A 12939-nucleotide genomic window follows, 5' to 3' on the forward strand; every position below is an offset into this window, starting at 1 on the left:
TATGATAAATCAGCTGTTAATAGTTCGAGCGTAATCACTTCGTTACCACTACTGCTTTATCATAACATCCTTTTTCCTGATTCCAAATAAAATAACCATCTTTAATTTCTATTCTTTCTGGGTAAAGTGGATTTTCGTTGTGGGATATGTCTATTGATTCTCTTTTAATAAGTTCCGTCAGTTCATCCTTACTTATCAAACGACATACATGATGAAGAGAGATTTTTTCCTCTGTTATGTTGTATTCTTTCATAATAGCTTCCTTCAGCTGCGTATTATAATGCAGCATAATTTTAACATCTTCAAGATACAGAACCCCAAACACACGTTTTAACTTTTCGCAGCCAATTTTAAACTCTCTTTCTGAAACCCATTCAGTAGAGGCGTTTAGCGGATTGTAGATTAAATACAGTTTTTCAATCATACGATATTCTCCATTTCTTCTTATCGCCAGGATTTGCAAAATTATATAATTAATTTTGTTGTATCAAATTCTTAACTTTTCTTTCTACTTTTTCAAATGTCGAGTTTAGTGAAAATGCCAATTCTTTGAACAAAGTACTTTGAACAAAAGATAATATTCTACGATCAGCCTCTCCCAGCTTCTTCCCATTGCTTTCAACCTTAGACTTCCTGCGCATCAACGTATTAAGGACCTTTGCAATGTCCTCACGGTTTCCAGATTTAATCAGATCGTTGTACATTCGTTTTCGGTCAGAGACTTTTTCTATCCACCCTATACCAGGTAATTTGAATGAATTAAGAATTTCCTCCGCTTCATCCTGATTCATCATTTCTAGCATGACCGCCTGCTTATTGTCTGTTGGACACTGGATGGTTAACTGGTTATCTTCAATTGGATGCATTACATAATAGGTTCTTGTAACTCCAGAATATGTCATTGCACATATATCATCTATTCGACAAATACCATGTGCTGAATAGGTGACCAAATCCCCTACATTAAACATAGTCTCTACTCCTATTCGTCTAATTGTCAACTAAATTGACTAATTCTATTTTACATCCGATTTGTTATTTTGTCAATTAAGTTGACATCTTAGCCAAGATTTTATATATTATGGGCGAGAAGAATGAATGGAGTGAAATGATGGAGTCTATTTTTAAAAACCTAGATTTAATTGACTTGTTAAGCGAGCGTCATGTTCAACTTCGCGGTATGATTGAGAGACATTGGAACGCTAACAGTGATATTTATATTTCAAATACAGAATGGTTTATTATGGCAAGAATTTATAATAAACAGCCTACAATTTCGTATGTTTCAAAGCATGTAGACATTTCTCGACAGGCAACCCATAAATTCATAAAAAGTCTTGAAAAAAAGGGACTACTCAAGGTTAGTAGCCTAGAAAATAATAAAAAAGACAAATGTGTTCAGTTAACGGAATTGGGTGAAATGTGCTACCAAGAAAACCTAACTTTTAAGGCAAGCATTGAGAAAAAGATTATCGAAAAAATTGGTCTCGAACATTTTAATATACTTAAAGAAATTCTAAAATCAGATTGGGGGTTGGAGTAAAAATAGAGAGAATAAATAAAAAACACGGGAAAAACACGGGGACGGTTCTTCCGTTTACCTAATTTTTTCCACTTCATATATTTGGGACTATTCTTATATTTCGATGGAAGCAGATAGAGTTGTCTGCTTCCATTTTGTGTTTTAGCAACAAGCATCCTAGCAAACTTCCTTTTTTGCATATATAGTCGCGTCAGTTCATTTGTGTTTTAAATTCCATTTTTATCTTTGTCCATTGAACCATACCTTTTTTGCATGTCTTCATATAACTATAATGTAAAATATTTTTTACTAAGGAGTGATGTGATGAGTTTAAAAAAATTTGTCGATGCGTTGCCGATACCAAGCGTTATGAAGCCAAAAGGAAAACAAAATGGCATCCCTTATTACGAGGTAACAATGGAAGAAATTCAGCAAAAATTACACCGCGATTTACCCCCAACTACCGTCTGGTGCTACAATGGCATGTATCCTGGGCCAACATTTGATGTTAACAGAAATGAGCCTATTCTAGTAAAGTGGGATAACCAGCTGCCATATGAACATTTACTGCCAATCGACCGAACCTTACATGGTTCACATCCTAACTCACCTTCTGTCAGAACTGTTGTCCATTTACACGGAGGACGTGTTCGACCAGAAAATGATGGTTATCCAGAGGCATGGTTTACGAAAGATTTTAAAAACGTAGGAAGCAAATTCGTACATGAGGTCTACTACTACCCAAACTGTCAACGCCCAACAACACTTTGGTATCACGATCATGCAATTGGGATTACGCGCTTAAATGTTTATGCAGGTTTAGCAGGTCTTTACCTCATTAGAGATGAAGAAGAGAAAAAGTTGAAGCTCCCAAATGGTGAATATGAAATCCCATTGCTTATCCAAGATCGGTCATTCTATCTAAACGGCAAACGTCATGGTGAATTATTTTATCCCTCTCAGACTGACCGAGCATCTTCACAAATACCAAATCCTTCGGTTGTTCCAGAGTTTTTTGGGGATACGATTCTTGTAAATGGAAAAGTGTGGCCTTTTCTCGAAGTTAAACCAAGCAAATACCGTTTTCGGATTGTAAACGGATCCAATTCCCGTTTTTACCGAATGCGTTTGAGTTCAGGCCAAAAATTTGTTCAAATTGGCACAGATGGCGGCCTATTAGAAAAACCGGTAACAATTTCAGATCTTTTGTTAGCTCCAGCCGAGAGAGCTGATGTTATTATCGATTTTTCAAAACATGCTGGAGAGAAAATCATCTTAACCAATGACGCACCATCCCCATTTCCCGGCGGTGAGCCTCCTTCTGATGACCTAACACAAATCATGGAATTTCGTGTTAGTAAAAAGAACTCTCACTCTGAAAAAAGCAAAATTCCAAAAAAATTAAGTTGCATCGAAAAACTTGAACAAAATGGTGCTCCGGTTAGGAAAAACACTCTTGTAGAAAGCAAAGATGAATTTGGCCGTTTGCTGCTTCTCTTAAATAACATGGAGTGGGAGGACTTGCCAATTACAGAAACGCCGTACAATGGTACCATTGAAGTCTGGGAACTTTACAATTTGACAGAAGATACCCACCCCATTCATTTACACCTTGTTCAATTCCAGATTCTTAATCGCGCTACAATAACTGTAGATGAAAATGGTAATATTGTTGATATTGGTCAATCAGTGGACCCAGATCCAAATGAAATGGGTTGGAAAGATACAGTTCGGGCTAATCGTGGAGAGGTTACACGTATTATTGCACGCTTTGGACCATTTAAAGGAGTCTATCCATGGCATTGTCATATCCTTGAACATGAGGACCATGATATGATGAGATCATACGAGGTACTCGACAATCCAAATTTTAATCCTTCTGAAGTAATCCCTGGAGAAAGTTCCAATGATGCTTTTAATCAATGCTTTGATTGTAATGATGACTAAAAAAAGTCCCGAATCAAGAAATGATTCGGGATTTGTTAGTTTTTACGCGCCTTAGAGGATTCGAACCTCTGACCGTACGCTTAGAAGGCGTATGCTCTATCCTGCTGAGCTAAAGGCGCATTATGTTCTTTGAAAAATAAAAATGGCTCCACAGGCAGGATTCGAACCTGCGACCGATCGGTTAACAGCCGATAGCTCTACCTCTGAGCTACTGTGGAACAATTAAATATATTTAATATGGGCCTAAATGGACTCGAACCATCGACCTCACGCTTATCAGGCGTGCGCTCTAACCAGCTGAGCTATAGGCCCATAATGGAGCGGGTGATGGGAATCGAACCCACGACATCAGCTTGGAAGGCTGAAGTTTTACCATTAAACTACACCCGCAAATATTAATAACAAAAGTGGCTGGGCTAACTGGATTCGAACCAGTGAATGACGGAGTCAAAGTCCGTTGCCTTACCGCTTGGCTATAGCCCATTGAGTAATCATCATGAATAAGATAAGGTGGCTCGAGACAGAATCGAACTGCCGACACGAGGATTTTCAGTCCTCTGCTCTACCGACTGAGCTATCGAGCCATTTTAAGTGGCGGTCCCGACCGGGATCGAACCGGCGATCTCCTGCGTGACAGGCAGGCATGTTAACCCCTACACCACGGGACCTTTGGTTGCGGGGACAGGATTTGAACCTGCGACCTTCGGGTTATGAGCCCGACGAGCTACCAGACTGCTCCACCCCGCGATAATAAAAATGATTAAATTATGTAATTGGTAAATCATTAATGGAGGAGGAAGAGGGATTCGAACCCCCGCGCGGTTTAACCCGCCTGTCGGTTTTCAAGACCGATCCCTTCAGCCAGACTTGGGTATTCCTCCGTTTATAAGTAGCGGCGGAGGGGATCGAACCCCCGACCTTACGGGTATGAACCGTACGCTCTAGCCAGCTGAGCTACACCGCCATATTAAATTTAAAAGTGGAGACTAGCGGGATCGAACCGCTGACCTCCTGCGTGCAAAGCAGGCGCTCTCCCAGCTGAGCTAAGCCCCCATAAATAAAGAATATTTTGTGTAAATGGTCGGGAAGACAGGATTCGAACCTGCGACCCCTTGGTCCCAAACCAAGTGCTCTACCAAGCTGAGCTACTTCCCGAAATGGCGCGCCCGGCAGGAGTCGAACCCACAACCTTCTGATCCGTAGTCAGACGCTCTATCCAATTGAGCTACGGGCGCATTAATAGAACTTTATTATTCAAATGGTGCCGAGGACCGGAATCGAACCGGTACGGTAGTCACCTACCGCAGGATTTTAAGTCCTGTGCGTCTGCCAGTTCCGCCACCCCGGCAACTTTGGAGCGGAAGACGGGATTCGAACCCGCGACCCCCACCTTGGCAAGGTGGTGTTCTACCACTGAACTACTTCCGCAATATTTAACTGGTGCGGGTGAAGGGAGTCGAACCCCCACGCCAAAGGCGCCAGATCCTAAGTCTGGTGCGTCTGCCAATTCCGCCACACCCGCGAGTATTTAGATAGTGAGCCATGCAGGATTCGAACCTGCGACCCTCTGATTAAAAGTCAGATGCTCTACCGACTGAGCTAATGGCTCGTACAAATAACAAAGTGGTGCCGGCTAAAGGACTTGAACCCTCAACCTACTGATTACAAGTCAGTTGCTCTACCAATTGAGCTAAGCCGGCATCATATTATTATGGTGGAGGATGACGGGATCGAACCGCCGACCCCCTGCTTGTAAGGCAGGTGCTCTCCCAGCTGAGCTAATCCTCCGAATTGGTGACCCGTACGGGATTCGAACCCGTGTTACCGCCGTGAAAGGGCGGTGTCTTAACCGCTTGACCAACGGGCCATTATGCTTGGCAACGTCCTACTCTCACAGGGGGACAGCCCCCAACTACCATCGGCGCTGAAGAGCTTAACTTCCGTGTTCGGAATGGGAACGGGTGTGACCTCTTCGCTATCGTCACCAAACATTGTATTCAATTGAAGGTTGTTCCTTCAAAACTAGATAATCTGCATTCATATTTACCTATTTGGTTAAGTCCTCGATCGATTAGTATCTGTCAGCTCCACGTATCGCTACGCTTCCACCTCAGACCTATCTACCTCATCGTCTCTGAGGGATCTTACTTCTTACGAATGGGAAATCTCATCTCGAGGGGGCTTCATGCTTAGATGCTTTCAGCACTTATCCCGTCCGCACATAGCTACCCAGCGATGCCTTTGGCAAGACAACTGGTACACCAGCGGTGCGTCCATCCCGGTCCTCTCGTACTAAGGACAGCTCCTCTCAAATTTCCTGCGCCCACGACGGATAGGGACCGAACTGTCTCACGACGTTCTGAACCCAGCTCGCGTACCGCTTTAATGGGCGAACAGCCCAACCCTTGGGACCGACTACAGCCCCAGGATGCGATGAGCCGACATCGAGGTGCCAAACCTCCCCGTCGATGTGGACTCTTGGGGGAGATAAGCCTGTTATCCCCAGGGTAGCTTTTATCCGTTGAGCGATGGCCCTTCCATGCGGAACCACCGGATCACTAAGCCCGACTTTCGTCCCTGCTCGACTTGTAGGTCTCGCAGTCAAGCTCCCTTGTGCCTTTACACTCTGCGAATGATTTCCAACCATTCTGAGGGAACCTTTGGGCGCCTCCGTTACTCTTTGGGAGGCGACCGCCCCAGTCAAACTGCCCACCTGACACTGTCTCCCGCCCCGATCAGGGGCGTGGGTTAGAATTTCAATACAGCCAGGGTAGTATCCCACCGATGCCTCCACCGAAGCTGGCGCTCCGGCTTCTCAGGCTCCTACCTATCCTGTACAAGCTGTACCAAAATTCAATATCAGGCTGCAGTAAAGCTCCATGGGGTCTTTCCGTCCTGTCGCGGGTAACCTGCATCTTCACAGGTACTATGATTTCACCGAGTCTCTCGTTGAGACAGTGCCCAAGTCGTTACACCTTTCGTGCGGGTCAGAACTTACCTGACAAGGAATTTCGCTACCTTAGGACCGTTATAGTTACGGCCGCCGTTTACTGGGGCTTCGATTCAGAGCTTCTCCGTAAAGGATAACCCCTCCTCTTAACCTTCCAGCACCGGGCAGGTGTCAGCCCCTATACTTCGCCTTACGGCTTCGCAGAGACCTGTGTTTTTGCTAAACAGTCGCTTGGGCCTATTCACTGCGGCTCTCTCGCGCTTGCACGCTACCAGAGCACCCCTTCTCCCGAAGTTACGGGGTCATTTTGCCGAGTTCCTTAACGAGAGTTCTCTCGCGCATCTTAGGATTCTCTCCTCGCCTACCTGTGTCGGTTTGCGGTACGGGCACCTTCTACCTCGCTAGAAGCTTTTCTTGACAGTGTGGAATCAGGAACTTCGGTACTATTTTCCCTCGCCATCACAGCTCAGCCTTTACAATGAGCGGATTTGCCTACTCATTAGCCTAACTGCTTGGACGCGCACAACCAACGGCGCGCTTACCCTATCCTACTGCGTCCCTCCATTGCTCAAACGGTAAAGAGGTGGTACAGGAATATCAACCTGTTGGCCATCGCCTACGCCTTTCGGCCTCGGCTTAGGTCCCGACTAACCCTGAGCGGACGAGCCTTCCTCAGGAAACCTTAGGCTTTCGATGGACAGGATTCTCACCTGTCTTTTCGCTACTCACACCGGCATTCTCACTTCTAAGCGCTCCACCAGTCCTTTCGGTCTGGCTTCAAAGCCCTTAGAACGCTCCCCTACCACTGACACGTAAGTGTCAATCCTCAGCTTCGGTGGTACGTTTAGCCCCGTTACATTTTCGGCGCAGAGTCACTCGACCAGTGAGCTATTACGCACTCTTTAAATGGTGGCTGCTTCTAAGCCAACATCCTGGTTGTCTGGGCAACTCCACATCCTTTGCCACTTAACGTACACTTTGGGACCTTAGCTGGAGGTCTGGGCTGTTTCCCTTTTGACCACGGACCTTATCACTCGTAGTCTGACTCCTAAGGATAAGTCTTTGGCATTCGGAGTTTGACTGAATTCGGTAACCCGATGGGGGCCCCTAGTCCAATCAGTGCTCTACCTCCAAGACTCTTACCTTAAGGCTAGCCCTAAAGCTATTTCGGGGAGAACCAGCTATCTCCAAGTTCGATTGGAATTTCTCCGCTACCCACACCTCATCCCCGCACTTTTCAACGTGCGTGGGTTCGGTCCTCCATCCAGTGTTACCTGGACTTCAACCTGGACATGGGTAGATCACCTGGTTTCGGGTCTACGACCACGTACTATAGCGCCCTATTCAGACTCGCTTTCGCTGCGGCTCCGTCTCTTCGACTTAACCTTGCACGGGATCGTAACTCGCCGGTTCATTCTACAAAAGGCACGCTGTCACCCATGAATGGGCTCCAACTACTTGTAGGCACACGGTTTCAGGATCTCTTTCACTCCCCTTCCGGGGTGCTTTTCACCTTTCCCTCACGGTACTGGTTCACTATCGGTCACTAGGGAGTATTTAGCCTTGGGAGATGGTCCTCCCAGCTTCCGACGGGATTTCACGTGTCCCGCCGTACTCAGGATCCACTCAAGAGGGAACGAAGTTTCAGCTACAGGGCTGTTACCTTCTTCGGCTGGCCTTTCCAGACCACTTCACTTACTTCATTCCTTTATAACTCCGTATAGAGTGTCCTACAACCCCAAGAGGCAAGCCTCTTGGTTTGGGCTGTTTCCGTTTCGCTCGCCGCTACTAAGGAAATCGCATTTGCTTTCTCTTCCTCCGGGTACTTAGATGTTTCAGTTCCCCGGGTCTGCCTTCAATACCCTATGTATTCAGGTAAAGATACTGTCCCATTACGAACAGTGGGTTTCCCCATTCGGAAATCTCCGGATCAAAGCTTACTTACAGCTCCCCGAAGCATATCGGTGTTAGTCCCGTCCTTCATCGGCTCCTAGTGCCAAGGCATTCACCGTGCGCCCTTACTAACTTAACCTGTTCGACGAATGATAAGCTTCGGATTACTTTGTCGGCTTCGCTTCCTGCGGTCCTCATGTACCCTTTAAACGTACACTCCGGTCCTCAGAAGCTCGCCTCCGCGTACTCCTCGCTTCTAATTCGTCTCGCTGCACTCTCTAATAAATAGTACAAGTGCTAATAAGAACTTTCTTACAGTAAATATGAATGTTTACGATTATCTAGTTTTCAAGGAACAAGTTTTGAGAGAAATGCTCTCTCAAAACTAAACAAAATGTCGAAGTGTGACTCACTGTCCAGCTCCGGCGCCCAGCGACTAGTGGACTTCACCCATCTCCCTACGATAAGTCATCATCGAATCGCTACGCTCTTCGTGATTCCTTTATCTCAGTCGATGTGCTCCAGTCCATACGTCGCTAAACAGGGCGCCTACGCTTTTCTATTTTCCTTAGAAAGGAGGTGATCCAGCCGCACCTTCCGATACGGCTACCTTGTTACGACTTCACCCCAATCATCTGTCCCACCTTAGGCGGCTGGCTCCAAAAGGTTACCCCACCGACTTCGGGTGTTACAAACTCTCGTGGTGTGACGGGCGGTGTGTACAAGGCCCGGGAACGTATTCACCGCGGCATGCTGATCCGCGATTACTAGCGATTCCGGCTTCATGTAGGCGAGTTGCAGCCTACAATCCGAACTGAGAATGGCTTTATGGGATTGGCTCCACCTCGCGGTCTTGCTTCCCTTTGTACCACCCATTGTAGCACGTGTGTAGCCCAGGTCATAAGGGGCATGATGATTTGACGTCATCCCCACCTTCCTCCGGTTTGTCACCGGCAGTCTCCCTAGAGTGCCCAACTGAATGCTGGCAACTAAGGACAAGGGTTGCGCTCGTTGCGGGACTTAACCCAACATCTCACGACACGAGCTGACGACAACCATGCACCACCTGTCACTCTGCCCCCGAAGGGGAAGTCCTATCTCTAGGATTGTCAGAGGATGTCAAGACCTGGTAAGGTTCTTCGCGTTGCTTCGAATTAAACCACATGCTCCACCGCTTGTGCGGGCCCCCGTCAATTCCTTTGAGTTTCAGTCTTGCGACCGTACTCCCCAGGCGGAGTGCTTAATGCGTTAGCTGCAGCACTGAAGGGCGGAAACCCTCCAACACTTAGCACTCATCGTTTACGGCGTGGACTACCAGGGTATCTAATCCTGTTTGCTCCCCACGCTTTCGCGCCTCAGCGTCAGTTACAGACCAAAGAGCCGCCTTCGCCACTGGTGTTCCTCCACATCTCTACGCATTTCACCGCTACACGTGGAATTCCGCTCTTCTCTTCTGCACTCAAGTTCCCCAGTTTCCAATGACCCTCCCCGGTTGAGCCGGGGGCTTTCACATCAGACTTAAAGAACCGCCTGCGCGCGCTTTACGCCCAATAAATCCGGACAACGCTTGCCACCTACGTATTACCGCGGCTGCTGGCACGTAGTTAGCCGTGGCTTTCTCGTTAGGTACCGTCAAGGTACCAGCAGTTAACTGATACTTGTTCTTCCCTAACAACAGAGCTTTACGACCCGAAGGCCTTCATCGCTCACGCGGCGTTGCTCCGTCAGACTTTCGTCCATTGCGGAAGATTCCCTACTGCTGCCTCCCGTAGGAGTCTGGGCCGTGTCTCAGTCCCAGTGTGGCCGATCACCCTCTCAGGTCGGCTACGCATCGTCGCCTTGGTGAGCCGTTACCTCACCAACTAGCTAATGCGCCGCGGGCCCATCTGTAAGTGATAGCCGAAACCATCTTTTATCATAAGACCATGTGGTCTCATGAGTTATCCGGTATTAGCTCCGGTTTCCCGAAGTTATCCCAGTCTTACAGGCAGGTTGCCCACGTGTTACTCACCCGTCCGCCGCTGAATCAGAGGAGCAAGCTCCTCGTCATCCGCTCGACTTGCATGTATTAGGCACGCCGCCAGCGTTCGTCCTGAGCCAGGATCAAACTCTCCAAAAAGTGTTTGACGCACATGGATGTGCTAACATCGGCATTGTCACAGGATGTGACGGTTTTAGCCGATGAACCTTAACTCTTCAAAAACTGACTTGGTGTTGAACTTAATGTTCAACTTTATTTGCACGCTTGACATTTTGTTTAGTTTTCAAAGATCATTTCGTTTTTCTTCGCTGTGTTTCAGCAACATTTATTATCTTAACATCTACTTTCGTAGAAGTCAACAACTTTTTTCAAAAGTTTTTTTAGCGCCTTTCCAACGCCAGAATTTAATAATACCAAAAATACGACAACAGTTCAACTAGTTTTTTATATTTCGACATTAAATTTATTATTCATTTTCATCATCCATTAATAGATCCTTATTTTCGTTAAAATGCGGATAAATATCTGGGTGAAGAATATTGGCGATCTTATTTAAGCCTAGTAGTAGTCGAGGTGAAGGTCTACAAAATAAAGGTTCATCTAAAATATATAATCGATTATTTTTTATAGCATTTATTTGCCTAGATTCTAAACGATTCAATATAACCTTTGGATTAATCCTTTCCTTCTGAACACCTACCCATACAATGCACATTACATCAGGGTTTCTTTTTTTAACTTCCTCCCACTCTGTTTGAATGCTTGGCTGTGGTTTATCCTCAAAAATGTTAATTCCACCTGCAAGTCTACTAATTTCTGTTAACCAATTATCAGCACCAGGCGTAAATATGGGTTTAGCCCACCATTCCCAAAATAATGTTTGCGGCTTTTCAACCCGCTCGGAAAGAAGTTGGTAGCTTTCTAGAAGAAGATTATATTTCTCATATAACCGTTTAGCTTTATCGAGTGTATTCGTCACTTGTCCAACAAACAGGATACATTCTCCCACTTCCGTTAAGGTTTTTGGGTTAGGAACAATCACGTATGGAATGTTTCTCTTATCTAGCTCTTTGATATTCCGTTCCATTCCCGGCACCGAAAGGGAAGCTAAGACTAAATCGGGTTTGAGTTCTTCAACTTTATCCATATCAATGTGTAAATCAGGGCCTAACCTCGGCAATGAATTGACTTGCTCAGGCCAATCGGAGCAGTTATCGACGCCTACTAACGAGGATGTTAAACCAAGGTATGCTATAAATTCCGTATTACTTGGACAAATTGAAATAATTTTCATATTAGGCCTCCATTTCAGCTGATTTTACAATCAGATTTTTTCTATTTTGTATAACCACTATACCAAATTGTAACAATATTTAAAATTATTAGCATACCCAGATTAAAAATTAAATCCCCAACTTAACAAGTGGGGATTACTAAACAAACGTATTATTCAGCTACCATTGCATCAGCTTTTGTTACATGTACTGTACCATGTGGATGTTGAGGCGGTGCGTAAATAGAATATAACTTTAAGGAGGTTCTTCCTGTGTTGATTACATTGTGCCACGTACCAGCTGGTATCATAATGGCAGTGTCATCACGCACTTTCCTTTCAAAGTTTACATTATTTTTACTCCTGCCCATCTGAACAATCCCTTGCCCCTGTTCAATACGCAAGAATTGATCAACATTAGGATGCACTTCCAAACCAATGTCACCACCAACATTTATACTCATCAATGTCACTTGCAGATGATTTCCTGTCCATAAAGCAGTACGATAGGTTTTATTTTGCTTTGAAGCTGCGTTGATATCAACTACAAACGGTTTAGGTCCGTAATCATTGATTTCAATAGGATTTTTATTCTTTAGTGGTTGCATAGAAAACATTCGATTCGCTTGTTCTATCTCATATGGAGTCATCCAATAATTTGACTGTCTGCCATAATCATAGATAGGTACATTCAAATAATAAGGAGCTTGATATGGATATACAAAAGGAACATAGTGCATTTTTTTCAATCCCTTCTATAGTTTTATAGAATTATCCTATGCACTATGTTTAGAAATGTACTCGTCTAGTTTGACCCAGCACTGCTTATACATTAAGCACCTAGGTTGACGTTTACTTTACAGTTTCAGTTCGATCAAGTAAAGGGGATTACCTTCAGGATCACTGAAATACGCAAGTCGGGTGTTTTTTTCCTCCATAATAGGCTGGAATTCAACACCTCGAGATTTTAGCAACTCGATTGCTGACTCAAGTTCTTGCACTTCCAATGCAATTTGTACACTTCCTGATTTTCCCGGGTGAGAATCTTGTCCTTCACGAGGATGAAGCAGCCCAATCGACAATCCTGGTGCTTCGACATGCACCAAATGCCCTTCTACCTGAAATTGCACTTTAAATCCAAGGGTTTCCACATAAAACTGTTCAGCTTTTTTTAAATCATCTACTATAATCGTTAGAGCACCACTCTTGAACATGTTAATCTCCTCCTTTTTCAATCTTCTTTTATAGGTTTTACCCTTAATACTTCCAAATCACATTATATTATTATGGGAAATTTTTTCTAACATTATGCTCGCGCCGTTTATTCCATTCAATTATTCAAATGGATAATTAACCCTCTTAGGGAAAAACTA

The 12939-nt window shown here is 44.9% G+C and carries 7 protein-coding genes, 20 tRNA genes and 3 rRNA genes; 2 read left to right on the forward strand and 28 right to left on the reverse strand.

Annotated elements, in window-relative coordinates; genetic code table 11:
- Window positions 1–34: 34 nt before the first annotated feature.
- Window positions 35–424: a hypothetical protein gene (locus ACNQFZ_RS07325; RefSeq protein WP_458414648.1), complete on the reverse strand. Its 390-nt coding sequence runs from the start codon at window positions 422–424 to the stop codon at window positions 35–37.
- A gap of 49 nt (window positions 425–473) precedes the next feature.
- On the reverse strand, window positions 474–971 hold the full coding sequence (locus ACNQFZ_RS07330) for a CarD family transcriptional regulator (RefSeq protein ID WP_458414649.1): 498 nt from the start codon (window positions 969–971) through the stop codon (window positions 474–476).
- Between the two features lie 140 nt (window positions 972–1111).
- On the opposite strand from ACNQFZ_RS07330, the gene ACNQFZ_RS07335 reads away from it, so the two are divergent.
- Both ACNQFZ_RS07335 and ACNQFZ_RS07340 read left to right on the forward strand, forming a co-directional pair.
- Complete coding sequence (locus ACNQFZ_RS07335; RefSeq protein ID WP_458415338.1) at window positions 1112–1543, forward strand: MarR family transcriptional regulator; 432 nt, start codon at window positions 1112–1114, stop codon at window positions 1541–1543.
- 303 nt (window positions 1544–1846) lie between these two features.
- Window positions 1847–3469, forward strand: a complete 1623-nt coding sequence (locus ACNQFZ_RS07340; RefSeq protein ID WP_458414650.1) for a multicopper oxidase family protein — start codon at window positions 1847–1849, stop codon at window positions 3467–3469.
- Between the two features lie 45 nt (window positions 3470–3514).
- On the opposite strand, the gene ACNQFZ_RS07345 is transcribed toward ACNQFZ_RS07340, so the two are convergent.
- The 26 genes from ACNQFZ_RS07345 to ACNQFZ_RS07470 all read right to left on the reverse strand — a co-directional run bounded on the left by ACNQFZ_RS07345 (window position 3515) and on the right by ACNQFZ_RS07470 (window position 12780).
- A tRNA-Arg gene (locus tag ACNQFZ_RS07345) sits at window positions 3515–3588 on the reverse strand.
- A 24-nt stretch (window positions 3589–3612) separates the two neighbouring features.
- Window positions 3613–3687: transfer RNA gene (locus tag ACNQFZ_RS07350), tRNA-Asn, on the reverse strand.
- Window positions 3688–3707: 20 nt separating this feature from the next.
- Window positions 3708–3781, reverse strand: a tRNA-Ile gene (locus tag ACNQFZ_RS07355).
- Between the two features lie 4 nt (window positions 3782–3785).
- A tRNA-Gly gene (locus tag ACNQFZ_RS07360) sits at window positions 3786–3859 on the reverse strand.
- An 18-nt stretch (window positions 3860–3877) separates the two neighbouring features.
- A tRNA-Gln gene (locus ACNQFZ_RS07365) sits at window positions 3878–3952 on the reverse strand.
- Window positions 3953–3980: 28 nt separating this feature from the next.
- Window positions 3981–4053 (reverse strand) — tRNA-Phe (locus ACNQFZ_RS07370).
- 8 nt (window positions 4054–4061) lie between these two features.
- Window positions 4062–4137, reverse strand: a tRNA-Asp gene (locus ACNQFZ_RS07375).
- 2 nt (window positions 4138–4139) lie between these two features.
- Window positions 4140–4216, reverse strand: a tRNA-Met gene (locus ACNQFZ_RS07380).
- Window positions 4217–4257: 41 nt separating this feature from the next.
- Window positions 4258–4350: transfer RNA gene (locus tag ACNQFZ_RS07385), tRNA-Ser, on the reverse strand.
- Between the two features lie 9 nt (window positions 4351–4359).
- Window positions 4360–4433: transfer RNA gene (locus ACNQFZ_RS07390), tRNA-Met, on the reverse strand.
- 16 nt (window positions 4434–4449) lie between these two features.
- Window positions 4450–4522 (reverse strand) — tRNA-Ala (locus ACNQFZ_RS07395).
- Between the two features lie 25 nt (window positions 4523–4547).
- Window positions 4548–4624 (reverse strand) — tRNA-Pro (locus tag ACNQFZ_RS07400).
- Between the two features lie 3 nt (window positions 4625–4627).
- A tRNA-Arg gene (locus ACNQFZ_RS07405) sits at window positions 4628–4704 on the reverse strand.
- Window positions 4705–4728: 24 nt separating this feature from the next.
- Window positions 4729–4817: transfer RNA gene (locus tag ACNQFZ_RS07410), tRNA-Leu, on the reverse strand.
- A 5-nt stretch (window positions 4818–4822) separates the two neighbouring features.
- Window positions 4823–4897: transfer RNA gene (locus tag ACNQFZ_RS07415), tRNA-Gly, on the reverse strand.
- A gap of 10 nt (window positions 4898–4907) precedes the next feature.
- A tRNA-Leu gene (locus ACNQFZ_RS07420) sits at window positions 4908–4991 on the reverse strand.
- A 14-nt stretch (window positions 4992–5005) separates the two neighbouring features.
- Window positions 5006–5078, reverse strand: a tRNA-Lys gene (locus tag ACNQFZ_RS07425).
- 15 nt (window positions 5079–5093) lie between these two features.
- Window positions 5094–5169, reverse strand: a tRNA-Thr gene (locus tag ACNQFZ_RS07430).
- Between the two features lie 12 nt (window positions 5170–5181).
- Window positions 5182–5257: transfer RNA gene (locus ACNQFZ_RS07435), tRNA-Val, on the reverse strand.
- A 4-nt stretch (window positions 5258–5261) separates the two neighbouring features.
- A tRNA-Glu gene (locus ACNQFZ_RS07440) sits at window positions 5262–5336 on the reverse strand.
- Window positions 5337–5341: 5 nt separating this feature from the next.
- Window positions 5342–5458, reverse strand: a 5S ribosomal RNA gene (gene rrf, locus ACNQFZ_RS07445).
- Window positions 5459–5520: 62 nt separating this feature from the next.
- Window positions 5521–8451, reverse strand: a 23S ribosomal RNA gene (locus tag ACNQFZ_RS07450).
- 433 nt (window positions 8452–8884) lie between these two features.
- Window positions 8885–10431, reverse strand: a 16S ribosomal RNA gene (locus ACNQFZ_RS07455).
- The 16S, 23S and 5S rRNA genes sit together here with 20 tRNA genes alongside, the layout of an rRNA operon.
- A gap of 328 nt (window positions 10432–10759) precedes the next feature.
- Window positions 10760–11587 carry a cobalamin-binding protein gene (locus ACNQFZ_RS07460; RefSeq protein WP_458414651.1) on the reverse strand — a complete coding sequence of 276 codons (828 nt, stop codon included), beginning with the start codon at window positions 11585–11587 and terminating at the stop codon, window positions 10760–10762.
- Window positions 11588–11739: 152 nt separating this feature from the next.
- Window positions 11740–12306 carry a cupin domain-containing protein gene (locus tag ACNQFZ_RS07465; protein ID WP_458414652.1) on the reverse strand — a complete coding sequence of 189 codons (567 nt, stop codon included), beginning with the start codon at window positions 12304–12306 and terminating at the stop codon, window positions 11740–11742.
- A 117-nt stretch (window positions 12307–12423) separates the two neighbouring features.
- On the reverse strand, window positions 12424–12780 hold the full coding sequence (locus ACNQFZ_RS07470) for a VOC family protein (protein WP_458414653.1): 357 nt from the start codon (window positions 12778–12780) through the stop codon (window positions 12424–12426).
- Between the last annotated feature and the right edge of the window lie 159 nt (window positions 12781–12939).

Source organism: Schinkia acidoalkalinis (assembly GCF_054301215.1).

What these genes read in the sequence shown, in the direction of transcription:
- ACNQFZ_RS07465 (WP_458414652.1), bottom strand. Translation starts at nt 12,306, where the DNA reads ATGCACTATGTTCCTTTTGTATATCCATATCAAGCTCCTTATTATTTG.
- ACNQFZ_RS07340 (WP_458414650.1), top strand. Translation starts at nt 1,847, where the DNA reads ATGAGTTTAAAAAAATTTGTCGATGCGTTGCCGATACCAAGCGTTATG.
- ACNQFZ_RS07460 (WP_458414651.1), bottom strand. Translation starts at nt 11,587, where the DNA reads ATGAAAATTATTTCAATTTGTCCAAGTAATACGGAATTTATAGCATAC.
- ACNQFZ_RS07470 (WP_458414653.1), bottom strand. Translation starts at nt 12,780, where the DNA reads ATGTTCAAGAGTGGTGCTCTAACGATTATAGTAGATGATTTAAAAAAA.
- ACNQFZ_RS07335 (WP_458415338.1), top strand. Translation starts at nt 1,112, where the DNA reads ATGGAGTCTATTTTTAAAAACCTAGATTTAATTGACTTGTTAAGCGAG.
- ACNQFZ_RS07325 (WP_458414648.1), bottom strand. Translation starts at nt 424, where the DNA reads ATGATTGAAAAACTGTATTTAATCTACAATCCGCTAAACGCCTCTACT.
- ACNQFZ_RS07330 (WP_458414649.1), bottom strand. Translation starts at nt 971, where the DNA reads ATGTTTAATGTAGGGGATTTGGTCACCTATTCAGCACATGGTATTTGT.